Below are 24,642 nucleotides of genomic sequence, written 5' to 3'. Positions count from 1 at the left end.
TTGGAGATCATTGCGAAGGAAACGATGTCTCTTCACCCAAGAAGAACTCCCTGCTATAAAAATAATTCCCTATTCAACAAAAAAAACCTGCAATTCTTTTGATTGCAGGTCCACTTTTTTCTATTTTATTTTAAAATCTTGATCGTTACCGTTCTTCTTCCCCATTGGATCGCTTCACTTCTTGTTTCAAAAAACAAATCGATGATATGGCCTTGCACTGCTCCTCCGGTATCTTCCGCCACTCCATAACCGTAACCCGGAACATACAGTTTTGTTCCCAAAGGAATCACATCCGGATCCACGGCAATGGTTCCACGACGCGGGTATGTACCTGTTGCGGTTCTGCTGCCTGTATGGGTGTAACCAGTGGCCTGAACGGTCAATGTGCCGGCAGACGCCAATTGGGTGTCTTCTTTTTCAGCCAATTCTTCATTCGTGCCAATTTTTACAATTTCTTCGACAGGCTGAACCGTATCCACCAATCTTTGCTTCACCACTTGTTTCCCGTTTTCCTCCATGGGCTCCCCGTTTTTATACATCATGGCGACTTCGTAGATTTTCTTCCCTTTTTTCCCTTCTTGCTCCACTTCTTTTTCGCCTTTGGCCAATTCTTTATCTTCAACTTCCTTGGTTTTATAAGGCACCAGTTCTATTTTTTTCTGAATCCGCTGTTCATAACGATCCACGACGATTTTCACGCCGTCTTTGATTTTCTGATTCAGAGGCTGATTGACTTCATCCCACTCGGAAATTTGAATGTTTTTTTCTTCCAAGACATCACCAACGGTCGTCTTCGAAGTCTCGAACGTTCCCATGTCCTTTCCGCCGACTTGAAGCGAGACTTCACATTTGCAGATCAATTGAACTTGGTTATGTCCTTTAAGAGGTTGGTTCCACTGAATGCTCGGCGAATATTTCCGTTTCAACTCCGCCACATTCAAACCAGCCCCCTCCAACGCCTCTGCCAAAGTATGATCACTTGATTCAAGCTTGATCATTTTGGATTGGTCACTGAACGTGACTTCCACTTGTTGGGAAGACCCGGAACATCCTGCCAGCAGGAGAAAAATCATCGCAAGGCTGCTGAGAAGGGTCTTGTTCATCCAATACCTCCTTCGGTGAGCCTGAAACAATGACTTGATTATAGCAAATGTTCCCGGAATGATCTACGAGTCACCAACTTTTGTCAAATAATCACCCATTTTTATTAAAGATATGTCGCCGGCTTATCCAAGATTCGCCTTTTTTTCTTTCACTTCCTCCCGAATGGATTCTTTTTCACTCGGAGGCTCGGGAACTTCACGCGGAAAATGACGGGCATCGCTCGGAGCATAAATATGAATCGTCAACATTCCTTTCCTGACGCCGGCTTCAATCAAAATCGGTTTGGAAAGCGTATTTTTAAACTTGAAATCTGGCCCTCCCCAGGATACGGTGGCATCCCGGTTTTTGGGCACGTAAGCCACCCGGCGGCTGTGGCTGTTTCGTTCAACAATTTCAAGCCCCGCCATATCAACGGCATTAAACAGAGTGGATGAAGTTTGGCAAATGCCGCCGCCCACCCCTTCGCTGTATTCCCCTTTTACGATGATCTTCGCCATCCGGTATCCCCGCGCTCTGGAACGAATTCCGACAACTTTGTTAAAGGAAAAGGTTTCCCCGGGCATCAGCACATGATGGTCGATGGCTTTGGCGGATAAATAGATATTATGCGAGCGGTTTACATTTCTGTAATTAAAAAATGTGGTATAACTGCCCAATACTTTTTCTTTTAATTGCAATAGTTCCTTCGTGGTAAGTTCCGGCATGGACCACTGAACGGGCAAATCAACCGGGCGATTGATGTAATCATGAATTTCGTCAAACCATAATTTGATTTTTTGGCGGTCCACCTTGACTCCAAGTTGATGAGGAACCACCTTGCGATCCTTGTAGTATGCCGGTTGAGGCTTGCGATTCACCTCTTTTTCGATAGTCTCACGGATTTGATTCATGAGCGCATCCTGATTCAAAGTGGTCGGGTCGATCCCGTCAAAGCCGATTTCACGCAAATCCAAACTCCACTCGTTTTCGCCAAACCTCACCATCAACCGGACTTCCGGATCCTTTTTTTCCTGAAAAGACCATGCCGCTTCCGGAAAGAAAAACAAGCTTGACAAAAAAAGAATAAAGAGAAAAATCGGTTTAGTTCGCTTCATAAATGAAACCCCCTTTTTGATCCATAGTTTGCATCAAAAAGGAGGCGGGTATGAAAAAACGGCTAGATGATTTCCCACAAAACATAAAGAAAAAACAAGTTCCATGCAAAGAGCACAGGAACCCCGATGCGAAAAGACCGGTGCAGGGTCTTATGGCGAAAAGCTTTCATCCCCATCCAAACCCCGGTGGCCCCTCCAAAAAAAGACAGCAAAAAAAAGGCGCTTTCTCTGACCCTCCATTTCCGTTTCATGGCTTGGGCTTTATCCCATCCCATCAGCAAAAAACCAAATCCGTTTAAAATCATCCAAGCAAGAATCAATAAAATCATCACCATACTCCGCATATTAACACAGGAACCGGAGGTTGTCGAATTCAGGTTTCCCCCCTTTTTCTTCTGATGCAAGCCTCCACAAAAGCACAAAAGAGACGGTGTGCATCGGCATCCCTTTTCACCATGTCCTCCGGATGCCATTGCACTCCCATCATAAAAGGGTGTTCTTTGCTTTCGAACGCTTCAATGACCCCGTCTTTAGACACGGCCGAAACACGAAAAGGTTCCACGACATTGCGGACCGCTTGATGGTGAAAGCTGTTCACCTTGGCCAGCCCTTTTTGATAAATCGATTGGAGCAAGGTATCTTCCACAATGGTAATGGTGTGGGAAGCATGATCCCTTGGCGCCCGCTGTGCATGCTGCAAAAGGGTTTGCTTTTGGGCGGCAAGGTCCTGGTACATGTCTCCTCCGAGCGCAATGTTTAAGATCTGGCAACCGCGACAAATCCCCAGGATGGGCTTGTTTTGCTCCATGAACTGTTCAATTAACGCGATCTCCATCTCATCGCGGTCCGGAACGATTTCACCCAATCCGGGATGCGGCTCTTCATCAAACAAGGTCGGATCGATATCCCCTCCCCCGGTCAAAATCAATCCATCCAATTTTAAGCTCAGTTGTTGAATCACGTGATCTTCCACGGTATAGGGAATGACCAGGGCGATCCCTCCGGCTTCAAACACCGCATCACTGTAAGCTTTGGAAAGATATTGTTTGATCTCGTTTTCCAAAGACATCGTCAGTCCGATGAGCGGTTTCATTTTTGCCTCCCCCTTTCTTTTTTGATCTTAACTTATTTCCTGATTTTACGAAAGAATCAAATTTTTTATCCCCGAAAAAACTCCAGACGGATTTGCCCGGAGTTTCACTCATGTTATTGGGATTCGGCTTTTGTACGGTCGTCAAAGAGGAAGCGAATCGCATAAATCCCCGCAATCCCGACCAGGGCATAAATGATGCGGCTGAGAAAGGAGGATTCCCTGAAAGCTTCGCCTCCGAAAATGGCCGATACCAAATCCCATTGAAAAAGTCCTACCAACAACCAGTTTAATGCGCCAATAATCACCAAGATCAAAGCTAATTTTCTCATGAGGTCCCTCCTTTAACTTGGGATCAGCAATAGTATCACAAAAAAAAGCGGGATTTATACATGGAATTGGAAAAATGCCGGAAACCCGTTTTCCGTGCCAATGAAAAAGCCATCCTTTTTTAAGGATGGCTGTTCTTTAAGCATTGAGAACGTTTTGTTTCTCTGCTTCTTGTTTTTTATAATACTCTTCCGCGAGCTTGTCGATTTCTTTTTTAAGTTCTTCAACCATTTTCTCTTCGGGAATTTTGCGGATAATCTTGCCGTGACGGAACAGCAATCCTTCTCCACGGGCCCCGGCAATTCCGATATCCGCTTCTTTAGCTTCACCCGGACCGTTTACGGCACATCCCAACACAGACACTTTGATGGGCGCTTGGATATTTGCAATGTACTCTTCAATCTCGTTGGCAATGGAGATCAAATCGATCTCGATCCGGCCGCAGGTGGGACAAGAAATCAAAGTGGCGGCATTGGCTGCCAATCCGAACGATTTCAGCAATTCGCGGGCCACTTTCACTTCCTCCACCGGATCGGCACTCAGGCTGATCCGAATAGTGTTTCCGATTCCCATCGCCAAGAGTGCACCCAAACCGGCCGAACTTTTCACCGTTCCGGAAAACAACGTTCCCGATTCAGTGATTCCCAAATGCAAAGGATAATCAAATGTTTCGGCCGCCAATTTATATGCATCAATCGCCAACCGGACATCCGAGGCTTTTAACGAAACGATAATATCATGAAAATCCAACTCTTCCAAAATGCCGATATGGTACAATGCGCTCTCAATCATGCCTTCTGCCGTCGGGTAGCCGTATTTCTCCAAGATGCGTTTTTCCAAAGATCCGGCATTCACACCAATCCGAATGGGAATCCCTCGTTCCTTGGCGGCTTTGACGACCGCTTCCACTTTTTCGCGGCGACCGATGTTTCCCGGATTGATACGGATTTTGTCAATCCCGCCTTCAATCGCTTTTAATGCCAACTTATAATCAAAATGAATATCCGCAACCAAGGGGACATTCACTTCTTTTTTAATCAACGGAATGGCCTCTGCCGCACGCTGATCGGGACAAGCCACGCGTACAATCTGGCATCCGGCTTCTTCCAGCTTCTGAATCTGCTCAACGGTTGCTTTGACGTCATGGGTTTTGGTTGTGGTCATGCTTTGTATCACAACTTGGTCGTTTCCCCCGATTTGGATATTTCCCACTTTTACCGGTCGGGTTTTTGTACGATGTACCATCAAGGATTCGCTCCTTTTAAATATAGGTAAATCTATAATCGATTAATAAGGTCGAAACTCAATTATAAAGTATAACACAGAACAAAAAGAAAAGGAGCTTCACTCCCGCTCCTTTTTGTGAAGTTGTTCCGTTTGCTTTTCTTCGTAAGCAATCAGGGCCACATGGCTTCCGGTCTTTTCATGAAGTTCCCGTTCCCATTTTTGAATTTGCTCCAACAACTTCGGCTCCTGTTTCAAATTCATCAACCGGTAATTATTTTCCACTTTGCTTCCCTCGCAATCTGCTTCGTTGTTTGTCAATGGTCATTTTCATCGAGAAAGGGATCAATCCAAACCAGCGGACACTCCAAGGCTCTTTTCGCGATTGTTTCAATTTCTTCCGTTCGGTCCGGGGGGTTTCGAGATACCAGATGAATCTTTCCAACAAATAGGTAAACCAATCCCTGAATGACATTGAATCACCTCAGCCTTTAGCATGACCCGGCACAAAAAACTTTAAACCAGGAAATACCGGTTTACCGGATCCACCGCGAAACAGCATAGGTGTCCGGATGGAGAAAGGCCTCCACGGTTTGCACCACTCCCTGTTCCCCCCACGTGGTGGCTTGTACATGGACACGGGACGGCTTGACTTCCACTTTTACCAAGACATACCGGTCCTCCACCTGAATCATGGTTTCATCCGGCGCGTCTGCCCGGTTTTGCCCGTTCAACCGCAATTGTTGCTGGACGACGGCGATCCCGCTTTCAGCCACATACCGGCTTTTCACTCTTTCCTGATACAGCGTTTGCATCTTTCTCACCTGAACCATTTGCGAAACCGACAGCATGATCAGCGTGAATAAAAACGTCACGACCATGAGAGTGACCGGCAGAGCCATGCCGCACTCACCGGGATGGGTCTGCCTCCTGTGACCGTTTTGAAAAGTACGTTTGAAATTCCTGATGGGCATACCAGTTTTGCAATCCGACATCCGACTTCACCCCGTTTCCATCCGGTAAAAAATGCGCATAATAAACATGGTTCAGAACAATGGTCGTGCCCCTGAAACCCTTGTCTTCCGGCTTTTTGACGCTTCGGATCAAGCGCCGGTCTTTCAGCATGTAGCGAATCATCACTTGTTGATCCTGCTCAATGTATAACACGCCATCCGTTTCCCGAAAATGAACTCCTTTTTGGACGTCTTTTTCCAGCCATACCAGAAAAGACAGGTAATCCATCTCCAACCGGGAGTGATGAATCATTTCTTTGATTTCTTTCTCGGTGGTTGAGGACACAAAAAACAAGGCCGGCAGAAAAACGATCAAAGCGGACAAAACAATACAAAATTCAATATATGTAAATCCGGCTTCTTTTTTCACGGGTAAAACCGGTGGGTGAACCATCGCCGGTTTTCGGTTTTTCCATCGAATCCTTCCCATTCAGCCTTCAACTCCAATTGATATAAGAAAGGTTGCACCTTTTTGCAATCCCAGCGCATAAGGATTTCTTTTTGCGGGATCTTGCGGCTTTTTACTTTTTCTTGCCCCTTGCATTGCCCTGGATCGGCATGTTGAAGCTCTTCCATTTTGCTTTGCATGGCCTCTGATATCTCCATCTGCAACATTTGTGAAGCATAGTGCATCCGCATTTCTTTCATCACAGGCAAAGCAAAAAACACAAACACCCCCAGGACAAAGCCGGCACTGACCAGTTCGGCCAGCGAATATCCGCTTGAGCTGTTGAAACGGTCAGACGGCATTGACGAACACCTCGATCATCGGCAGTCCTGAAGCCACTTGAATCACAATGCGGCCGACGGGCTTGTCTTTTACATAAAAAGTGACCGTGCCACCGCGCACCTGTCCCGTTTCCCGGAAAGTGAGCCGTTGCCCCGGATAGTTGCTGTCCAACCGGTATGGCGGAGGGATATCCATTTTCCTTAATATCGTCCCATCCTCGATCACTTTCACTTCCTTTGCTTCCCACTGCACTGTCACTTCCGCTTGTCTCGTGACAGCTTCCATTTGCGCCAGTTGCAGTTGGGTCGCAAGCTCCTCGATCAACAGCTTTCTTTCCACCCGCTCCCCCAGCGACATGACGGCGGGAACACACAAAGCGGCCAACAATCCAAACAAAAACAAAGCAAAAATAACTTCGATCAGCGTCCATCCCGCTTGGCCGCCCGACTTTCCGTCATTTGGCATGACAAGTGACTCTCCGTTCAAAAGGAAGATTTGGTTCCGGATGGATCACATATTTCCCGTTTCCGGACGGACATGGAGGGATGGAACGCAAATAACCCCTTTTCACCAATTCTTCAACCGTCGGATATTCCCCGTACTCCAAAAAATACTGATCCGCTTGGGCCGCAATCATTTGCCGGTTGGCCAGATCCGCTTTCTCCTGTGCTTTTAATCCCGCCGCTTTCAAATTGGGAATGGCAATTGCCAAAATCAAACCGATAATAAACAGGACAACCAACATTTCAATCAGAGTAAACCCGTTTTCTCCATGCGAACGACGAACATTCATGTTCCTCCCCCTTTCGTTTTTTCAGAGCGCCTGCACCAGTTTTACAACCGGCAAAAACAAAGCAACCACCGAGACTGCAATCATAAGGCCGATCACAAAAATACAAACAGGCTCAATGCTTTTGGCCACCCGTTCCAACTTGTAACGGATCATCATTTCGGTCCCGTCCGCCAGATTGGTCAAGGTTTCCACCAATTTCCCCGATTCTTCGGCAATGGCAACCAACCGGGGCAAAGAAGGCAAAAAGAAATATTTGCCCTTTTGGCTCAAGGCACCAGCAAAAGATTTCCCCGTCAACAGTTCTTTGTTCACCCGGTTCAGGTAGTGAACGAGCACCGGCCATGGTGTGTGTTTTTGGATCAACTGCAGGGCATCCACCAACGAAACCCCGGCTTTTAAAAGAGAAGACAGCTGAATGGTCAAAAAATGAGTGTGCCGGTACCGGCAAATCTGCCGGACCAACGGCAAACGGATCCAGCAGGCTCCCCACCAAACCCGGACCGGAAAAGGGCTCAACCGAAGGATGAAACCCACGGCCACCACCAGAAGGATGAGAAGCATCCCCCCTGCCAAAAGCTGCGGCATCGCATCATAAACCCGAAACAAACGGCGTGTGACCAGCGGCATGGAAATATTCATGGATGCATACAGATGGGAAAACCTCGGCATCACCACTGCAAACATAAAGACAAAAGCGCAAACGGCAAGGAGAAAAACGATCGCCGGATAAGTGCATGCTTTTTTGACTTCCCGCTGCCAATTGGCTTTAGTTGCATAGTAAGAAGCACAGCGCTTAAACCCCGATACGTAATCCCCGTGTTCTTCCGCCGCCCGCACAAAGGCGATGTAAATCGGCGGAAAATTGAGTTTTTTCAAAGCAGCGGACAACGATTGCCCTTTTTGCAGCAACCCGTTCAGCCGTTGATAAACCGGTTCGTCGATCAAACGTTGTGCCGCCAGCAATTCCAAACAGGCCAATAATGGTATTCCGCTTTCCAACAGATGTCCCATTTGTTGGCTAAACACCATGTACTGCTCCGCATTCCACCGTTTCCTTATCCACAACATCCCCATCGACCTTCCTCACCCGTTCTTCCAGTGTCGTTTCGCCTTGACGGACATACTCCTTCATCCTGTCTTCCAGCGTTTTCATCCCCGAATCTTTCATCGTCTTGCGAATTTTCATCCATGTATTTTGACGGGCAATCTGCCCGGCCAGATCATCACTCATCTCCAGCACTTCAAAGATTCCCGTTCTTCCCTGGTACCCGGTTTGCCGGCAATGATGGCACCCCTCACCGCCACAGCCGGTGCAGATCCGCCGCACGAGCCTTTGCGCAATCACCCCAATGAGCGATGCGGCCAGGCGGTACGGTTCCACTTTCAAATCAAGCAAACGTATCACGGCTCCCGCCGCATCGGGCGTGTGTAACGTCGTCAAAACCAGATGGCCGGTCAATGCGGCACTCACGGCAATCTTTGCCACTTCCTCATCCCGGATTTCCCCGATCATGATCACATCCGGATCTTGCCTCATCACCGCCCGCAATGCGCAGGCATAAGTGAGGCCGGATTTGGGATGGATCTGCACTTGATTGATCCCGTCCAGTTGCAATTCAACCGGATCTTCCAAAGAAACAATGTTGGTCCGGTTTTGATTCAATGTCTGCAACAAGGTGTAAAGCGTCGTGGTTTTGCCTGAGCCAGTGGGGCCGGTGACAACCATGAGGCCGCTGTTCTTGCTTAACAGATGCCTCACTTTTTGTTGCTGGTCGCTCTCCATCCCCAACTCTTCCATGGTGAAAGGATTCTCGCGAAGGCGAAGAAGCCGCATCACCACTTTCTCCCCGTAAATCGTCGGCAGGGTGGATACCCTGATCTCAAGCGGTTGTTTGTTCCGCTCAAAAACAAAAACCCCGTCCTGCGGAAGGCGTTTTTCCCCGATATCCAACCGGCTCATCACTTTGATCCTTGAGACAATCGCTGTCGCATGGAAGAGATCCACCCTTCCGGTCTCCGTCAATTGTCCGTCCACCCGCATGCGGATGCGCAATGCATCCTGTTGCGGTTCAATATGGACATCACTTGCCCGGAGCTGCACGGCCTGATGCAACAATTGATTGATGTAAGAAGCTATGTCCACGCTGAATACCCCTTTCCCCATGCAAACGACATATTTTTACAATTTCCCCTTTAAAAGGGAAGATCCTCCTGAATTTTGTCATTTTTTTGATTTTGGTTGTTTTCGATTTTTTTCTCTTTTATGCCTTGTGCGATGTATAAAACGGTCCGGATGGATCCATTCTAAGAATGAAAGCAATGGGGAATAGCCAAGTGGTAAGGCAACGGACTTTGACTCCGTGATGCGCAGGTTCGAATCCTGCTTCCCCAGCCAAAAAAGATTGGCTCCTTTTAACCGGAAAAAGCCGGCTCATCCGCAACAACGGACAAGCCGGCTTTTGATTTACACTGTTTTGGTTCTATGTTTCCACGCATAGCCGCTGATAACGACAATCGCTGCCAGCGCCACCGGGATGATCATGTTCAAGACATCCAGCCCGGCCAGCAATTGATGAACGAACGGGTCTTCCACGATCAATTGTCCGCCCGTGTACCCGAGTACGGCGGCTCCGACATAGAGCAGCCAGGGAAACCGGTTCAGCAATCCGGCAATGATATTGCTTCCCCACATGATGATCGGAATGCTCAATGCCAGTCCCATCAATACGAGAAAAACATTCCCGTGGGAAGCGCCGGCAACTGCCAATACATTATCCAGACTCATCACCACATCAGCGATGATGATGGTTTTAATGGCACTTTTCAAAGTGTCCCCGGCATGGACATCCACTCCGTCATCTTCCTCAACCAATAATTTCACCGCAATGCCAATCAACAAGATTCCGCCCACGGTCATCAACAGAGGAATGTTCAACAAATATGCGGCCACGACCGTCAGGGTGGACCGTAACAACACGGCGATACCCGCACCGAACACGATCGCTTTTTTCCTTTGTGCCGGCGGCAGTTTGCGTGCAGCCATCCCGATCACAACCGCGTTATCCCCGCTCAAAATCAAATCGATGATGATAATATTAAAAAAAGCAAGCCATAAGGCAGGCTCCATCCAACTCGTATCCATGTCGACTCTCCTTTTCGGTATCTGCTCCTTTATACGATAACACAAATTTTCATCCGATGAGACGTTGTCAAAAAGCATCCACAGAATTGAAAAGATACCGTATCACACGCACGGTCAAGTTGGGGACCCATTGCATCGAATAGGAAATTTCCAACCGTTCCCATTTTTTGTGGGCGTCTTTTCCGTAAGGGCCGATGTTGATCACCGGGACATCCAGCTGCCGGATGGCCTCCATGTCCATATGGTATTTTGCCCCCCACACCGGCATGTTTTTTTCAAACGTTTGAATTTCCCGTTCATCATCGCTCATTGCCACAAAGCTCATATCCGAAATGTACGGAAAAAATTTGCGCACTTTGATCTTTTTCTCCTGCAAAGGCTCAATCTCTTTGACCGATTTTTCTACGGCCCGGATCAGGCGGAGATCACGCGGATCTTTTTCATTTAAAACCACACGGGGAATATAAGGAGCCGCATAAAAAAGAATCACCGCCGGTTCATCGTCGCCGCCCCATTTCCACAACTCCTCCACCATCCGCAGCGAATGCTCGCGGACATCCATGTTTTCCTGATTCAGCATGTTACGGGTCAATCGCAAGACTTCCTGTTCGAATTCCTGTCCGTGTTTTTCCCGGCATTTCCGGTAAAACTCCTCATATGTATAAACACGCGGCTTCCAGTCAATGTCCCGGTACGGACGGCGTCTCAATTCATGATACCGGCGCGACCGGCCCCGAAACTTCATGACGGCTGATTCAAAGGCGTCAATAGCCACCTGCTTCAACTTTTCCAGCACATCCCTCGGCGACCAACTGTGAACGAAAAAATTATAGTAGACCAGTGCGGTTTTGGGCGTTTGCACATCATATTGTTTTTTTAGGTCCGTTTGTTTCAATGAAACCGGGGGCAAAGTAATTTCGCCAAACATTTCATCGCACAAATCGGTTTGGTAATCGATTCGCGCCGTTAACTCCGACGCAATCAAGTTGGGATCAAATCCTTCAAATGCCTGCCCCACATGGGTCTCCTTGCCCACGATATAAAAAGCCGGCAACAATTTACCGACCGTCCCCAGATAAATATAGCGGTCGCGATCCCCCGGAAATCGGGGCGATGTGTAATCCGAATTGATTGCCGCAATATAAGTAAGATTTTCTTCCCTTCCCCATTTCAAGATATCGGAAAGGGCAGACAGGATCCCGCGCGAATTCCGTTCTTCATCACAAGCGGCCACAAACAGCAAATTCCCATTCAATAAATGCCGGTTCCGGGCAAAGTACCGGACAATCGCCAAATGAATGGCAATCCCGCTTTTCATGTCCAGCACCCCGCGTCCGCCGATGTAATCTTCGGTGTCAAGATCTTTTTTCACTTCTTCCGGCAGTTTGCTCTTTTTCCACTCTTCCAATAATTGTTCCGGCGAAAAAGCAAGATTCATCCACTTCCCGTAATCTTCCACTCCCACCGTATCCATGTGCCCCATCAATATCACGGTTTCGCTTTCATTCTCTTTGCCGCCTTTCAGCAAAGCGAGCACATTATATCTTTCCAGGTCATCCTGCCGGGTCGGCGTCATCTGCAAATACTCCGGATGTTCTTGAAAATAAGGGGTCTCTTGCAATATTTCATAAATCAGATAAGCCATGTCCCGTTCACCGAAAGTTCCGACAATACTGGGGTGTTCAACCAATTTTTTTGTCAATCGGTATACTTCCTCTTGAAATGGAATCATACATCGGACCCCCGTTTCGGTCATGTTTGTTTTGACCGTTTGGCATGCGGAACGGAAACCGCATGCCAAACGCAACCTTAAAAGTAGGAAAATTCTTCTTCATCTTCCGGGCGCAAGTCGATGATTTCCGTGTTTTCCACGGCTTCTTGGATCAACCGTTCCACATCCAGCAAACGCTCCTGCCTTTCGGCCACGTCCAGATGAGGCTTGGTTTTCGGTGCTTTCGGGAGAAAAACCGTACAACAATCTTCATACGGCAAAATGGAAGTTTCATAAGTATCTATACGCTTGGAGATGGACATAATTTCCTGTTTATCCATCCCCACCAGCGGCCTTAGTACGGGCATTGTCGTTACGGCATTAATCGTTTGCATGCTTTCCAGTGTCTGGCTGGCCACCTGGCCGAGACTTTCTCCGGTCACCAGCGCCAACGCTTTGTGTTTTTTGGCGATTTGCTCCGCGATGCGGAACATAAAGCGGCGCATAATGGTGATGCTGTACGATTCATAACAATGCTTGTTGATCTCCGTTTGGATCTCGGTGAACGGAACCACATGCAACCGGATGTGTCCCCCGTAACGGGTTAAGATTTTGGCCAGGTCGATCACTTTTTGTTTGGCCCGTTCGCTGGTATACGGATAACTGTGAAAATGAATTGCCTGCAGCTCCACGCCCCGTTTCAGCGCCAGATATCCGGCGACCGGGCTGTCGATCCCTCCGGAGAGCATCAACAAAACCCTTCCGCTGACTCCAACCGGCAAACCGCCCAAGCCAGGGAGATCCTCGCCATATACATAAGCATGTTCTTTCCGCACTTCCACAAACAATGTCAGATCCGGATCGTGGACGTCGACTTTCAAATGCGGCAGCTTGGCCAGCAAAAATCCGCCCAACCGGTGATTCATCTCCTGGGAGGGGATGGGAAATTGCTTATCGGCCCGTTTCGCATTGATCTTAAACGTGTGCACCCGTTCCTTTTGTTCACTCAACAGCGCCAATGCCGCCTCTTTGATTTTTTCCCAATCCTTCTCCACCCGGATGGCGGGACTGATCCCCACCAGACCGAAAATTTCCGAACAAGCCTGAATGACCGGCTCGAAGTGTTCTTCACTCAGGTCAATATAAATCCGGCCCGGACTTTTGGTCACCACCGTGCCCGGAAACCGTTTCACTTTTTGGCGGATGTTGTTCACCAACTGATTCTCAAATTCTTTTTTATTTTTGCCTTTTAATGCAAGCTCTCCATATCGCAACAATATACAGTTCTTTTTCATCCTTTATGCACCTTCATGACTTGTTGTAATTCCGGGATGACACGCACCAGTGCATCGCCGCATCGGCGGATATCTTCGTCCGTGTTCATCCTCCCCATGCTGATCCGGATGGAGCCGATCGCTTCCAGATCGGTCAACCCCATCGCTTTCAACACTCTGGAAGGCTCTTCTTTTTTCGAGGAGCATGCTGATTTGCTGGAGACATAAACCTTTTCTTTTTCCAAGGCATGAACCACCACCTCGGACTTCAGTCCAGGGAAAGACAAGTTTAAAATATACGGGGCTCCACCGCGGGAAGACGTATCTCCGTTCACTTTCACACCGTTTAACTCTTTCACCCGCTCCAAGAGCATTTCTTTCCATCGTTGGCATTTTTGGATAAAATCTTTCTCCGATTGGCCAGCCATCACCACCGCTTTGGCCAGGCCGGCAACAGCCGGGACATTTTCGGTTCCCGAGCGAAATCCCTGTTCTTGTCCCCCGCCGATCAAAAGCGGCGGAAGGGTCAGGTTTTTCCGTTTATATAAACAACCAATGCCTTTCGGTCCGTGAATCTTGTGGCCGGACATGGTTAAAAAGTCGATATGGGCATCGGCCGGTTTCAGCGGGATCTTCCCGAAAGATTGGACCGCATCCACATGAAACATCACTTTGGGATAAGATTTTAATAATTCCCCGATTTCCCCGACTGGTTGAATGCTTCCCGTCTCATTATTGACATGCATGATGGAAACCAGAACCGTTTCATCGGTCAAAGCGGCTTTGACGTCTTCGGTCCTCACTTGCCCCTTTTCATTCACAGGCAGAAAAGTGACTTTCCACCCTTTTTGTTTCAGGTACTGAAAAACATCATACACAGACGGATGTTCAACCTGGCTCGTGATGATGTGGTTTCCCCGGTTGCGGTAAGATTCGGCAATTCCGCGAATCACCATGTTATTGGCTTCGGTTCCTCCCGAAGTAAAAATGATTTCCTGCGGCGATCCGCCGAGTTGATCGGCAATCACTTTGCGCGCCTGCTGCAGCAACCGCTCGGCTTTCACTCCGATACCGTGCAATGAAGAGGGATTTCCGTACACTTCGCGCATGACATCCCCCATGACCTTAATCACAGCCGGATCGGTTTGGGTCGTTGCACTGTTATCCAAATAAACCACCGATCCCCCCTCCTTTCTGCTGTACAAGAATGCCTGTTTTCATAACTCCATCATTCTAACACAAAACAAAACACCTGCCATCCATTCAGGTGCCGGGAGATCCGCCTGTTTTGTTCAAACTTCTGTTCGGATACAAGATAGCAAAGACCTGTCGAAATAATATTGCCAGTGTTTCCGGCAACCCGGATTAAACTTGGCGCGGCAAGAGGGACAAGCTCCCGTCCCCTGCAAATACTCCTTCAGGGTCATTTCATGCCGGCACACACCGCAGAAGACCGCTTTTTCATGCAGATGGCGGACCGACCAGCGAATGACCGGATGATTCTCCGCTTCCTGATGACAAAAATAGCATGGATAGTATTGCCCGCAACAGGCAAACTTAACCGCTATGATATCCAACTCCGAATGGTAATGGATACAACGGGTCATACCATCCACGACTTTGCCTTTGACAACCATTTCTTTCACACGCTTCACTTCCTTACAGAAAAAGGCGCCCGATGTCAGCGCCTTTTCTCTCTGATTATAAATGGCAGGCATTTAAGCCGCGTTTTTGCAAGTAACGTTGATGATATTCTTCCGCACGCCAAAAAGTGCCGGCTGGTTCAATCTGTGTCACAATCGGATCTTTCCATTTGCCGGATTGATCCAATTGTTTTTTCGACGCTTCCGCAGCCTGCTTTTGTTCATCTGTATGGTAAAAAATGACCGAACGGTACTGGGTTCCCACATCAGGGCCCTGACGGTTCAGTGTCGTCGGATTGTGATTATTCCAGAATACATCCAGCAAATCTTCATAGGTGACTTGTTCCGGATCATACTCGACCTGAACCACTTCGGCATGGCCGGTTTGATCCGTGCAAACTTCTTCATACGTCGGGTTTTCCGTGGTTCCACCCATGTAACCCACAGTGGTGTTTTTCACACCGGGAATTTGGCGGAACACCTCTTCAACCCCCCAAAAACATCCAGCTCCAAAAGTAGCCAGTGCCATAAGCAGTGCCTCCTTTTAATTACCACATATTTTATCAGTTTTTGCTGAAAAGAAGAAGATTATTTTTTCCGACCGTCATCAACCACTTCCAATTTTCCCGTTTCGGGATCGATGGTTAAGCCATGGATCAACACATCCCGGGGAAAAAAAGGATGGTTTCGGATCAAACGGACACTTTCCATCACGCCTTCTTCCACACTTTGAATGCCGGACAACCATTTCGCGGCATCCACTCCTTGTTTTTCTATTTCATCCGCTTTCTCTTCGGTGATTCCTCTCTCTTTTAATTTTTCAAGCACCCGCTCGCCCGTCAAACCGACCAGCCCGCAGTCATGATGACCAATCACCATCACTTCTTCCACTTTTAAAAGCGTTACGCCCACCAAAAGGCTTCGCATCAGGCTTCCATACGGTTCCGATATGAATGCACCGGCCGTCTTGAGAATTTTGGCATCCCCGTTTCTCAAATTCAGGGCTTTGGGCAACAACTCCGTCAACCGGGTATCCATGCAAGTAACAATCAATAACCGTTTATTGGGATATTTGTCCGTGGTGTAACTTTCATATTGTTTATTTTTTACAAACCTCTCATTATATGACAAAATTTCTTCCAAACAACTCATCATTTTGCCCCCTTCGTCACGGTCATATTTATGTTACATTTGCCAAAAAAACTTCATTTTGATTCCCGGAGGTCTGGGATATACTAAAAATATATTAACGGGCTGAAGGGGTTTGAACATCACATGAAAACACTTTGGACAAACATTCTCGGTTGGACCTTTTTAATATTGGGAATCATTGGTTTTTTCGCACCATTTCTCCAAGGATTTTTGTTCACATTTATCGGATTGGCATTGCTTTCCAAAACCACTCCTTGGGCAGCACGAATCGTACTCAAACTTCGGAAACGATATCCGAACATCGCCCGAAAATCAGATGAATGGATGGCTCGTTTTCTTGTGAAGTCCGGCTCGGCACAGAAAAATTAGAATCAGACAGAAACCGTGGAATCCGGAAAATTCGGGTTCCTTTTTTAACTTTAACGGGACCCCTTTACCCGGCAAACGCCCAAACCATCACCCAGTGGAAGAATCAGGGACTCCAAGCGGTCATCCGAGGCGATCTGCTGGTGAAACCGGCGCATGGTCACCGGAGAAGGCGCCTGATTTTTCTCATCAAACACCCGGCCGCGAAGAAATAAATTGTCAGCAGTGATCACGGCCCCCGGATTTGACAGACGGATGGCTTTCTCCAGATAGTTCGGGTAATTCAGCTTGTCCGCATCAATAAAAAAGAAATCAAACCGTTTTTGTTCTTTCTCCAATTGATTTAAACTTTCCAAAGCATCGCCGACGATCAATTCAACCTGTTCACTGAGCCCCGCCTTGGCAATATTCTCGCGGGCAAATTGTGCATGCTCCTCCTTTAACTCCAACGAAATAATTTTCCCATGCTCCGGCAACGCCCTGGCCATCCAGATCGTGCTGTAGCCCCCCAATGCACCGATTTCCAAAATACAGGATGCATTGGAAATCTTAACAAGCATATGTAACATTTTTCCGACTTCCGGCGGCACGGATATTTGCGGGAACCCTTGTTTTTCTAACCCGGCGCTGATCGACTTGAGCACTTCATCTTCTTCACGCGTAAATTGCTCACGGATATATTGTATTTCCTGCATGCAAGCCCCTCCTTCTTCGCTATTTTTATTATTTTATTCGATCGGGCGCACCCTTGGCTACTTTTTCTGAAATCAAATAAAAAAGGCACTACTGAAAACAGTAATGCCTCTGCTTTTATTTCGGAGGGGGTTCCAGGATAATTCCCTCTTTTTTGTGCATTTCCTAAAAGCGCTTCCAGTCCGTTCAGAAAATAAACTGGAGCGGATGACGGGAATCGAACCCGCGTTCCTAGCTTGGGAAGCTAGTGTTCTACCATTGAACTACATCCGCTAATTTCACTTTAAATTATAACATATTCCTATCATAAGAACAAGCCTTTCTTTTTCAGAAAGGCTTGTTCACCTGATCCGGACGTGATTAAAAAAGTAGTCGGAACGGAAATAAAAAGAGTGCGACGATCAGGGCAACGATCCCGACTGCAATCGCCCACCATCCTAAAGCACTTCTTCTCCGAACGGCAAAAATCCCTACAATAATCCCGGCAATGGATAAAACAAACGGCCAGACAAAAAATGAAAGAACGGACAGAATCAAGGCGGTTAAACCAATGCCGAATCCTCCCGCCTCTTCCTTTCTTTTATTGTTCTCCCTTCTGTCCTTCGCCAGAGCCGGATTGGGAGCAACCTCCTGTGCCACCTCTTCATCCAGCTGAGGATTGTGATTGTTTTCCTGATAGGTGCGATTTTCCATACGTTCTTCCTGACGTTCTTCTTGCTTTTGAAATTGATTGTCTCGATTCTCCATCATTACCCTCCAAACGGTCCGGATCTGTCCTTAGTATGTGTGTTTCAAGCAAAATTACTTTGTAAAAAAAATCCACTTGGGACTTCCGGATGCCAAGAGGGTTTAATTCACTTCGGCATGCGTATAATCTTTCGGGCCGACCGGATGGCGGATGATTCCTTTGACTCCCGGCTGTTCCATATATGCCGTGTTGTAATAGTAAAGCGGGAATACCGGCATTTCCTCAAACAAGATCGCCTCCGCTTCATGCAGCAGTTTCTTTCTTGATTCAGGATCAGCCGTTTCGGAAGCCTGCTTGAGAAGCGCATCATATTTTTCATTGCTCCAATTGGTTCGGTTCATCGGATGACCTGTTTGGAAACTTTCCAAGTAATTATAAGCATCGTTGTAATCTGCCAAGAAACTGGAGGTGCTCATCACAAACCGGGTGTTTTCCTGATCGGCATAATAGACCTTTTTCTCCTTGGCTTGCAATTGAATTTCCACGCCCAGATGTTTGCGGTACATTTCCTGTACGGCTTCCACCACTTTTTTGTTTTTGTCAGTGGCATTACTGTACATAAGCGTCACCGTCGGCAACCGGTCCCATCCTTCTTCTTTCATCCCTTCAGCCAAGAGTTGCCGTGCCTTTTCATACTGGCCGTCCGAAATCAGATTTCCCCCTTCCTTGCGGAAATTGTCCGGCACGGAAGGAGCGACATAAGCGTATGCCGGCTCTTCCCCGCTTCCCACAATCTGTTCCGTGATCAATTTGCGGTCCACCGCCAGCGCAAACGCTTGACGGATCTTCTTGTTGGTAAACGGTTTCTCTTTCACGTTAAACCGAAAAAAGGAAAGCCCGCTTCCTTCCATGGTTTTCACTTTCTCTTCCCCGATCAGCCGGGTTAACATCTCCCCGGGGATGGAACTTTTGGACGCCACATGCAATTTTTTGGTTTGAAACATTTGATAAACGGTCTGGTTATCCGTAATCACCGAAAAATGAATTCCATCCAGTTTGACTTCATTGGCTTTGTAAAAATTTTCGTTTTTGGTTATTTTCACATAATTGTTGTGCTTCCATTCAGCCAACCGGTAAGCGCCGTTAATCACATAGTTTTGGGTATTTTCGAACATGTCGGGATTTTTTTCATATGCCTGCCTGCTCACCGGGGCATAAACCGGATAGGCAGTGAGTTCGAGGAAAGAAGGCGTCGGCTTTTCCAGCTCCACCCGCAACGTGTCATCGTCCAACGCTTGAACTCCGACTCCTTCCACACCGGCTTTTCCTTGATTGTACGCTTCCGCTCCTTTAATAAAATAAAGCAGAAAAGCCGCTTTTGAAGCCGTTTCCGGGTTCAACACCCGTTTCCAAGCAAACTCAAAGTCATGGGCGGTCAGCGGACTTCCGTCGGACCATTTGGTTTGCCTCAACGTAAAGGTATAGACCCGTCCGTCTTCACTGGTCTCCACTTTCTCCGCAATGGCAGGCTGCGGTTGATGATTTTCGTCCAGGCGCATCAGCCCGACAAACAGATTATGGGTGATATCCAGGGAATCTTCATCAAAAGCTTGCGCCGGATCCAAGGAAGTCGGTTCGCCGGTGATATTCAAATTCAACGTTTGGTCGCCTTGATCCGCTTTTGAACTGCAACCGCTTAGCATCACAGCCAAAAGAAAAATGGCTGCCATCCCCATCGTCAATATTTTTCTCAATCGATGCCCCCCTTTTTTCATCAAACTATTTTTTAATTCAGCAAAATATTCAAAAAACCTCCTTAGAAGAAGGTTTGATTATTATTTTTAATAAAAATATATATCCATGACGAAAGCGAAGGAAACCGATTGATTTTGATCTGATACGGATGCCAGCCATTTTTCACACTTGTTTTTATGTATTAGCGAAGGACGATTTTCTCCAAACGATCCAACCGGGCGAGGATGTCACTGATCACGTCATCGTTTTTAACGGCGGCATTGCGGCCCGTTGCCTGGGACACCTTTTTTCCACCGCTTTTCAACTTCTTGATTTCTTCCTTCAAATATTCATTTTCCTGCAATACATCTTCATAACTTGCAATCACCTGATCCAAAAATTTGTTCACTTCTTCGATGTCATAACCCCGCAACGATTGCTTGAAATCTTTATTGAAAATCTCCATGGGCGTTAACCTTTTCACAAACCGACACTCCCTGCTTCAATTTCCTTCTTTGTCCTAATTATATATAAAAAAAACAGACCTCAAAAGAGGTCTATATCCGTAAAAAGGCTTATTTGGCTTCCGGGAATGTTCTCTTAATGATATCATTTAAATTTTTGATCAATCCGCTGACCGGACGTCCGTTCCGCAAGTCATTGGCATAATTATTCATTTGTTTGACGAAATCCGGGTTGGCGGAAACATACACATCCCGCAAAGTGGGATCCACGGCTCTGGCGTGTTTGGTGATCTTTTCTTTTAATCGGTCCGTCACCTTTCCGTCTCCGCGTTTTTTATCCAGAACCACCGCCACATAAGCCGTTTTGCCCATCACTATAGCTGCGGCACTTTTTACTTCCGGCAAACCGGCCACTTCGCCGGCCACTTCATCCGAAACCCGGACACCACGAGCCAAGTTGTTGTCATCCGTATCATTCATCCGGGTAAAGTTTTGTGCACGTTCGTTCATGTTGTTTCGGTTGGCAATTCTTGTCACGTCATCCCTCAGCGTGTCCCGGTCCACTCCTTGCTCTTGGGAAGTGGCACACGCACTCAATACAAAAACCAGGCATAAACTCATGAAGCTACGCATCCACAAGGCCATTCGGTTCATTTGTTTTCCCCCCTTTTGCTTTTGATTTGCCATTATTATTGTTATCCGGCCCTCAAACTATGTACCCGGTTTCTGTCATAAAGACGGCAAAAGAGGGAAAAACAGGAAAAGATGATCAACCGTTCACAAAAAAAAACCCTCAGAAGAGGGTTTTTTCTTTAATCGTCCTGTTGCAGGAAAAATAAAGCAACATATTGCAACAGTTCCACCAAGGCGACAACCGCACCGGCCACATAGGTGAGCGCCGCCGCTCCCAAGACTTTGCGGACGCCTCTTTCTTCCGAGGCTCCGTTAATAAATCCTTCCCTGACCATGATCGTCTTGGCCCGGGAACTGGCATTAAACTCAACCGGCAATGTCACCAGGTGAAACAAAACAGCCACGGAAAAGAAAATCAATCCGAGCAAAAGCATGCCCGTCATTTTAAAGAAAATACCGGCCATCAACAAGAAAGGAGCCAATCCCGAAGTGATGTTTAAGACAGGAACCATCCGATGGCGCAGGACAAGCGCGCCATAAGCTTCTTTATGTTGAATGGCATGCCCGCACTCATGCGCGGCCACCGAAATGGCAGCAATGGAACTGGAGCTGTATACTCCTTCCGACAACCGGACCACTCTGGATACCGGATCATAATGATCCGTCAACATCCCGCGTACCGGTTCAACCGCCACATTGTACAATCCGTTTTGGTCCAAAATGCGCCGCGCCACTTCTGCACCGGTCAATCCGGATCGTGCAGGCACCTTTGACCATTTAGAATAATTTCCCCTCACTTTGGCCTGTGCCCATAAGGTCAAGACCAAACCGGCTAAAGACAGCAACAGAAATAATCCAAACAATGACCCTTCACTCCTCAACTCAAGCCTGTATACACATAATAACTATACCCACTCTTATTCTAACAAAAACCAAAATGAAAACTAAGCGATAAAAAGCGGGCACCTATGTATTTTTATAAACAAAAAAATCCATCCTAACAACAGGGAGGGTTACCATGTTAGCAGATCAATTCTTCGACTTCGGCAAACTGGAACAATTCGGCTTCTTGTATGAGCTGGGAATCATCCTGCTGGCAGTAAAAATCATGGGGCATCTGAGCAAAAAATGGGGGCAACCCTCCGTGCTGGGGGAACTTTTGGCCGGCATCCTTTTAGGGCCGATGGTGCTCGACTGGATCCATATGAATGCGTTTATTGAAGAAGCGGCCGAAATCGGTGTCATTTTGTTGATGTTTTTGGCCGGGCTGGAAACAAATTTAAAGGAATTCCGAAAAGCCGCTTTTGCCTCCACCATGGTGGCGGTCATCGGGGTGATTTTTCCGTTTCTCGGCGGACTGGCCAGCGGTCTCTGGTTTGATTACCGGTTTGCCACGTCCATCTTTATCGGAACCGCATTGGTGGCGACAAGCGTCAGCATTTCGGTTCAGACGTTGCGCGAATTGGGCTGTTTAAAATCGAAAGCGGGCAACACCATTTTGGGTGCGGCCGTCCTGGATGACATTCTCGGAATCATCACGTTATCCATTGTCATTGGCTTTGTGGGAAAAAACGGGGACGACAGCCCGTCGCTTCCGGTATTGATTGTGAAAATCATCGTCTTCTTTTTATTCATCTGGTTGAGCCGCAAGCCGCTTCCGAAAATATTTCAATGGGCCAACCAAATGATGACGACAGAAGTCATCCTGACCATCGGCATCATCGTGGCGCTCGTTTATGCTTTTCTTGCCGAAATGTTCGGGCTGGCCGGGATTGTCGGTGCATACTTTGCCGGACTCATACTCAGCACGAGCAAATTTCAGGACGAACTGTTCCCGAAACTGGAGACGGTTTCTTTTTCCTTTTTTGTGCCGGTCTTCTTCGTCAGTATCGGCTTAATGACCGAAATTGAGTCCGTCAATGCCACCATTTTGATTCAGATCATTGTGTTTACCGTCATCGCGGTATTGACCAAATTGGCCGGCGGTGCCATCGGGGCGAAATTGGGCGGTTTCCCGGCAAAGGATTCTTTCGCCGTCGGTGCCGGCATGGTGGCCCGGGGAGAAGTCGGGCTGATCATTGCAAGCATCGGTTTAAACAACAAGCTGTTCCCGGCCTCCCTGTTTCCGGTCATGGTCGCAGTAATCTTGATCACCACCGTTTTGACTCCGCCGCTTTTAAAGGTGTTTTTGCCAAAGCCGGAGAAAAAATCCGCCTCTTCCTGAACCCCTTATGATTCTATGGGACAAAAAGCAAAAAAAGTACAAAAAAACCGCCTCGAAAAGGGCGGCTTTTTTACTCTTGATCCGGGGTGTGATCAGCTTTGTCCAACTCTTGCAGCAATTGGATGATCCGGTCCAGTTTGATTCCCTGCTCGTTTCGCGCCGTCAATTTCAACGTGACTTCGGCACTGAATGCGGCAATATGTTCCCGGATTTCCACTTCCGTCTCGCCGAATGTTTTTTGATAAATGTGCTGGCCTTTCACCTTTTTCCATCCTCTTTGGATCAAAGTCTCCTCATACTCTTCAAAATCCTTTTCCCGGATATCCAGTGACAAAGAAGTGATTTTCATGGATTCGCCTCCCTTTAATGAATGGTAAATTGCAATTGTTCCGCCTTGGAACGCATTCCTACATTCAATGCCAAACCGATCGCCATCATTTGCGTGACAATGGAAGTGCCTCCGTAACTGATGAACGGAAGCGGAATACCGGTAATCGGCATCAAACCGATCGCCATTCCAATATTCTGGTATATTTGGAAAGCAAACATACCAACGATTCCGCTGACGATGCAGGTTCCGAACAAATTGGCTGATTTTAATGCAATGCGAATCAAGCGGTACAGCAACATCAAATAACATGCAAGCAGGAAACCGGCACCCAAAAAGCCGAACTCTTCGGCAATCACCGCAAAGATGAAATCATTGTGGGGCTCCGGAATCCAGTTGCCCTGAGCTTGCGTTCCCTGCTGATAGCCTTTTCCCAAAAGCATTCCCGAACCAATGGCGATTTTGGCCTGGGTTGCCTGATATCCCGCTCCCGTCGGGTCGGATGCCGGATCCAAAAAGATCTGAATCCGTTCAATTTGGTGATCCGCCAACAAGAGGTGGAGCAAAGGAGAATCCGACAGGTAAAGAAAAACGACCGAGCCGACGATGATTGCAATCACCGTCAGGCCGCCAACCAACCATTTCCAGTGCAAGCCGCCCACCAGTAAAATGCTTGCGGTGATGGCCAACAAGATCAGTGCCGTACCCAAGTCGGGTTGCATCAAAATGATCAGAAACGGGACGCCCGCAGCCAGCAAACTCTTTCCGAGCGTATGAAAATCCTCCCACATCTCCCCTTTTTTCCGGGACATCATTTTTGCTAATATCAAGATAACAAAGATTTTCATCAACTCCGACGGCTGCAGGGAAAAACCGCCAATCCGGATCCACAATTGCGCACCGTTCACTTCCTGGCCGATGCCCGGGATCATGACGAGCAGATTTAAGAAAATGCCGATCCCGTATAAAATATACAAGAGTTTCCCTTGTAACAAAATTTTATAGTCAAACAGGAGAACACCGAACATACAGAGAAACCCGACTATGTACCACATGATCTGTTTTTCGTAAAAATCCTGGTTTCCGGTGTAAGTCGCACTCGATATGGCAACAATGCTAATAGCCGCAAGCAGGATGAAGATCAACACGGTGGCAAAATCAATTTGTTGTATTTGGTGCTTCTTGTTCATCACGATTTCCATTCTCCTTTTC

The 24,642-nt window shown here is 47.5% G+C and carries 32 protein-coding genes and 2 tRNA genes; 3 read left to right on the top strand and 31 right to left on the bottom strand.

The window, feature by feature from the left end:
* Positions 1 to 125 precede the first annotated feature (125 nt).
* The 15 genes from ATH33_RS06165 to ATH33_RS06100 all read right to left on the bottom strand — a co-directional run bounded on the left by ATH33_RS06165 (position 126) and on the right by ATH33_RS06100 (position 9,521).
* The gene (locus tag ATH33_RS06165) at positions 126 to 1,103 is read right to left on the bottom strand and encodes a 3D domain-containing protein (protein WP_049720318.1); all 978 of its coding nucleotides are present in this window, start codon (positions 1,101 to 1,103) and stop codon (positions 126 to 128) included.
* A gap of 123 nt (positions 1,104 to 1,226) precedes the next feature.
* Positions 1,227 to 2,198: a VanW family protein gene (locus ATH33_RS06160; RefSeq protein WP_236533727.1), complete on the bottom strand. Its 972-nt coding sequence runs from the start codon at positions 2,196 to 2,198 to the stop codon at positions 1,227 to 1,229.
* A 62-nt stretch (positions 2,199 to 2,260) separates the two neighbouring features.
* Complete coding sequence (locus tag ATH33_RS06155) at positions 2,261 to 2,527, bottom strand: DUF1294 domain-containing protein (protein WP_049720320.1); 267 nt, start codon at positions 2,525 to 2,527, stop codon at positions 2,261 to 2,263.
* Between the two features lie 44 nt (positions 2,528 to 2,571).
* Positions 2,572 to 3,291 (bottom strand): gamma-glutamyl-gamma-aminobutyrate hydrolase family protein, encoded by a 720-nt coding sequence (locus tag ATH33_RS06150; RefSeq protein WP_037995080.1) that lies wholly within the window; start codon positions 3,289 to 3,291, stop codon positions 2,572 to 2,574.
* A 113-nt stretch (positions 3,292 to 3,404) separates the two neighbouring features.
* A complete protein-coding gene (locus ATH33_RS06145) occupies positions 3,405 to 3,620 on the bottom strand; it encodes a DUF378 domain-containing protein (protein WP_037995082.1) in 216 nt (71 codons plus the stop codon).
* 136 nt (positions 3,621 to 3,756) lie between these two features.
* Positions 3,757 to 4,863, bottom strand: coding sequence for a flavodoxin-dependent (E)-4-hydroxy-3-methylbut-2-enyl-diphosphate synthase (gene ispG / locus ATH33_RS06140; RefSeq protein ID WP_037995084.1), 1,107 nt, complete (start codon positions 4,861 to 4,863; stop codon positions 3,757 to 3,759).
* Between the two features lie 99 nt (positions 4,864 to 4,962).
* A complete protein-coding gene (locus ATH33_RS13580) occupies positions 4,963 to 5,127 on the bottom strand; it encodes a hypothetical protein (RefSeq protein ID WP_156097725.1) in 165 nt (54 codons plus the stop codon).
* Positions 5,117 to 5,317, bottom strand: coding sequence for a YqzE family protein (locus ATH33_RS06135; RefSeq protein WP_037995087.1), 201 nt, complete (start codon positions 5,315 to 5,317; stop codon positions 5,117 to 5,119). The genes ATH33_RS13580 and ATH33_RS06135 overlap by 11 nt, the downstream gene beginning before the upstream one ends.
* 61 nt (positions 5,318 to 5,378) lie before the next feature.
* A complete protein-coding gene (locus ATH33_RS06130) occupies positions 5,379 to 5,744 on the bottom strand; it encodes a hypothetical protein (RefSeq protein ID WP_037995089.1) in 366 nt (121 codons plus the stop codon).
* A 7-nt stretch (positions 5,745 to 5,751) separates the two neighbouring features.
* Positions 5,752 to 6,285, bottom strand: a complete 534-nt coding sequence (locus tag ATH33_RS06125) for a hypothetical protein (RefSeq protein WP_138614918.1) — start codon at positions 6,283 to 6,285, stop codon at positions 5,752 to 5,754.
* Positions 6,222 to 6,605 (bottom strand): hypothetical protein, encoded by a 384-nt coding sequence (locus ATH33_RS06120; RefSeq protein WP_037995093.1) that lies wholly within the window; start codon positions 6,603 to 6,605, stop codon positions 6,222 to 6,224. The genes ATH33_RS06125 and ATH33_RS06120 overlap by 64 nt, the downstream gene beginning before the upstream one ends.
* Positions 6,595 to 7,050: a GspH/FimT family pseudopilin gene (locus ATH33_RS06115; RefSeq protein WP_037995095.1), complete on the bottom strand. Its 456-nt coding sequence runs from the start codon at positions 7,048 to 7,050 to the stop codon at positions 6,595 to 6,597. The genes ATH33_RS06120 and ATH33_RS06115 overlap by 11 nt, the downstream gene beginning before the upstream one ends.
* Positions 7,040 to 7,378 (bottom strand): competence type IV pilus major pilin ComGC, encoded by a 339-nt coding sequence (locus ATH33_RS06110; protein WP_049720324.1) that lies wholly within the window; start codon positions 7,376 to 7,378, stop codon positions 7,040 to 7,042. The genes ATH33_RS06115 and ATH33_RS06110 overlap by 11 nt, the downstream gene beginning before the upstream one ends.
* A 21-nt stretch (positions 7,379 to 7,399) precedes the next feature.
* Complete coding sequence (locus ATH33_RS06105; protein WP_165489736.1) at positions 7,400 to 8,446, bottom strand: type II secretion system F family protein; 1,047 nt, start codon at positions 8,444 to 8,446, stop codon at positions 7,400 to 7,402.
* On the bottom strand, positions 8,397 to 9,521 hold the full coding sequence (locus ATH33_RS06100) for a GspE/PulE family protein (protein ID WP_165489735.1): 1,125 nt from the start codon (positions 9,519 to 9,521) through the stop codon (positions 8,397 to 8,399). The genes ATH33_RS06105 and ATH33_RS06100 overlap by 50 nt, the downstream gene beginning before the upstream one ends.
* Before the next feature lie 177 nt (positions 9,522 to 9,698).
* Between ATH33_RS06100 and ATH33_RS06095 the strand changes: the two genes are divergently transcribed.
* Positions 9,699 to 9,773: transfer RNA gene (locus ATH33_RS06095), tRNA-Gln, on the top strand.
* Positions 9,774 to 9,842: 69 nt separating this feature from the next.
* Here ATH33_RS06095 and ATH33_RS06090 read toward each other — a convergent pair.
* From ATH33_RS06090 to ATH33_RS06060, 7 genes are all read right to left on the bottom strand, one after another.
* Complete coding sequence (locus ATH33_RS06090) at positions 9,843 to 10,520, bottom strand: TerC family protein (RefSeq protein ID WP_231564635.1); 678 nt, start codon at positions 10,518 to 10,520, stop codon at positions 9,843 to 9,845.
* Positions 10,521 to 10,587: 67 nt separating this feature from the next.
* On the bottom strand, positions 10,588 to 12,252 hold the full coding sequence (locus ATH33_RS06085) for a M20/M25/M40 family metallo-hydrolase (RefSeq protein ID WP_049720405.1): 1,665 nt from the start codon (positions 12,250 to 12,252) through the stop codon (positions 10,588 to 10,590).
* Positions 12,253 to 12,329: 77 nt separating this feature from the next.
* Entirely contained in the window at positions 12,330 to 13,526 is a 1,197-nt protein-coding gene (thiI, locus tag ATH33_RS06080; protein WP_037997154.1) for a tRNA uracil 4-sulfurtransferase ThiI, read from the bottom strand.
* On the bottom strand, positions 13,523 to 14,683 hold the full coding sequence (locus tag ATH33_RS06075; RefSeq protein ID WP_037997157.1) for a cysteine desulfurase family protein: 1,161 nt from the start codon (positions 14,681 to 14,683) through the stop codon (positions 13,523 to 13,525). The genes thiI and ATH33_RS06075 overlap by 4 nt, the downstream gene beginning before the upstream one ends.
* A gap of 114 nt (positions 14,684 to 14,797) precedes the next feature.
* Positions 14,798 to 15,142 carry a CHY zinc finger protein gene (locus ATH33_RS06070; RefSeq protein ID WP_037997175.1) on the bottom strand — a complete coding sequence of 115 codons (345 nt, stop codon included), beginning with the start codon at positions 15,140 to 15,142 and terminating at the stop codon, positions 14,798 to 14,800.
* Positions 15,143 to 15,206: 64 nt separating this feature from the next.
* Positions 15,207 to 15,677: a peptide-methionine (S)-S-oxide reductase MsrA gene (msrA, locus tag ATH33_RS06065; protein ID WP_037997160.1), complete on the bottom strand. Its 471-nt coding sequence runs from the start codon at positions 15,675 to 15,677 to the stop codon at positions 15,207 to 15,209.
* Between the two features lie 59 nt (positions 15,678 to 15,736).
* The gene (locus ATH33_RS06060) at positions 15,737 to 16,300 is read right to left on the bottom strand and encodes a beta-class carbonic anhydrase (RefSeq protein WP_037997162.1); all 564 of its coding nucleotides are present in this window, start codon (positions 16,298 to 16,300) and stop codon (positions 15,737 to 15,739) included.
* 123 nt (positions 16,301 to 16,423) lie between these two features.
* On the opposite strand from ATH33_RS06060, the gene ATH33_RS13965 reads away from it, so the two are divergent.
* Complete coding sequence (locus ATH33_RS13965; RefSeq protein ID WP_037997165.1) at positions 16,424 to 16,669, top strand: PGPGW domain-containing protein; 246 nt, start codon at positions 16,424 to 16,426, stop codon at positions 16,667 to 16,669.
* A 50-nt stretch (positions 16,670 to 16,719) separates the two neighbouring features.
* Here ATH33_RS13965 and ATH33_RS06050 read toward each other — a convergent pair whose 3' ends face one another.
* From ATH33_RS06050 to ATH33_RS06020, 7 genes are all read right to left on the bottom strand, one after another.
* The gene (locus ATH33_RS06050; RefSeq protein ID WP_037997167.1) at positions 16,720 to 17,361 is read right to left on the bottom strand and encodes an O-methyltransferase; all 642 of its coding nucleotides are present in this window, start codon (positions 17,359 to 17,361) and stop codon (positions 16,720 to 16,722) included.
* A 197-nt stretch (positions 17,362 to 17,558) separates the two neighbouring features.
* A tRNA-Gly gene (locus tag ATH33_RS06045) sits at positions 17,559 to 17,632 on the bottom strand.
* Between the two features lie 87 nt (positions 17,633 to 17,719).
* A complete protein-coding gene (locus tag ATH33_RS06040) occupies positions 17,720 to 18,106 on the bottom strand; it encodes a DUF308 domain-containing protein (protein WP_049720329.1) in 387 nt (128 codons plus the stop codon).
* Between the two features lie 102 nt (positions 18,107 to 18,208).
* Positions 18,209 to 19,801 carry a peptide ABC transporter substrate-binding protein gene (locus tag ATH33_RS06035; RefSeq protein WP_049720330.1) on the bottom strand — a complete coding sequence of 531 codons (1,593 nt, stop codon included), beginning with the start codon at positions 19,799 to 19,801 and terminating at the stop codon, positions 18,209 to 18,211.
* A gap of 182 nt (positions 19,802 to 19,983) precedes the next feature.
* A complete protein-coding gene (locus ATH33_RS06030) occupies positions 19,984 to 20,265 on the bottom strand; it encodes a DivIVA domain-containing protein (RefSeq protein ID WP_049720331.1) in 282 nt (93 codons plus the stop codon).
* 91 nt (positions 20,266 to 20,356) lie between these two features.
* Entirely contained in the window at positions 20,357 to 20,899 is a 543-nt protein-coding gene (locus ATH33_RS06025; RefSeq protein ID WP_052186848.1) for a YhcN/YlaJ family sporulation lipoprotein, read from the bottom strand.
* 158 nt (positions 20,900 to 21,057) lie between these two features.
* A complete protein-coding gene (locus tag ATH33_RS06020; protein WP_049720333.1) occupies positions 21,058 to 21,741 on the bottom strand; it encodes a zinc metallopeptidase in 684 nt (227 codons plus the stop codon).
* Positions 21,742 to 21,896: 155 nt separating this feature from the next.
* Here ATH33_RS06020 and ATH33_RS06015 point away from each other — a divergent pair, with 155 nt between their 5' ends.
* Entirely contained in the window at positions 21,897 to 23,102 is a 1,206-nt protein-coding gene (locus ATH33_RS06015; RefSeq protein WP_121874206.1) for a cation:proton antiporter, read from the top strand.
* A 70-nt stretch (positions 23,103 to 23,172) separates the two neighbouring features.
* On the opposite strand, the gene ATH33_RS06010 is transcribed toward ATH33_RS06015, so the two are convergent.
* Together ATH33_RS06010 and rodA are read right to left on the bottom strand one after the other, a co-directional pair.
* Positions 23,173 to 23,451 carry a hypothetical protein gene (locus ATH33_RS06010; protein WP_037994475.1) on the bottom strand — a complete coding sequence of 93 codons (279 nt, stop codon included), beginning with the start codon at positions 23,449 to 23,451 and terminating at the stop codon, positions 23,173 to 23,175.
* 14 nt (positions 23,452 to 23,465) lie between these two features.
* The gene (rodA, locus tag ATH33_RS06005) at positions 23,466 to 24,620 is read right to left on the bottom strand and encodes a rod shape-determining protein RodA (RefSeq protein ID WP_198052675.1); all 1,155 of its coding nucleotides are present in this window, start codon (positions 24,618 to 24,620) and stop codon (positions 23,466 to 23,468) included.
* Between the last annotated feature and the right edge of the window lie 22 nt (positions 24,621 to 24,642).

The organism is Thermoactinomyces vulgaris (genome assembly GCF_003688725.1).
GTDB lineage: Bacteria > Bacillota > Bacilli > Thermoactinomycetales > Thermoactinomycetaceae > Thermoactinomyces > Thermoactinomyces vulgaris.
The sequence above is the reverse complement of the archived record's forward strand: the minus strand, read 5'-3'. Positions and strand labels throughout refer to the sequence as shown.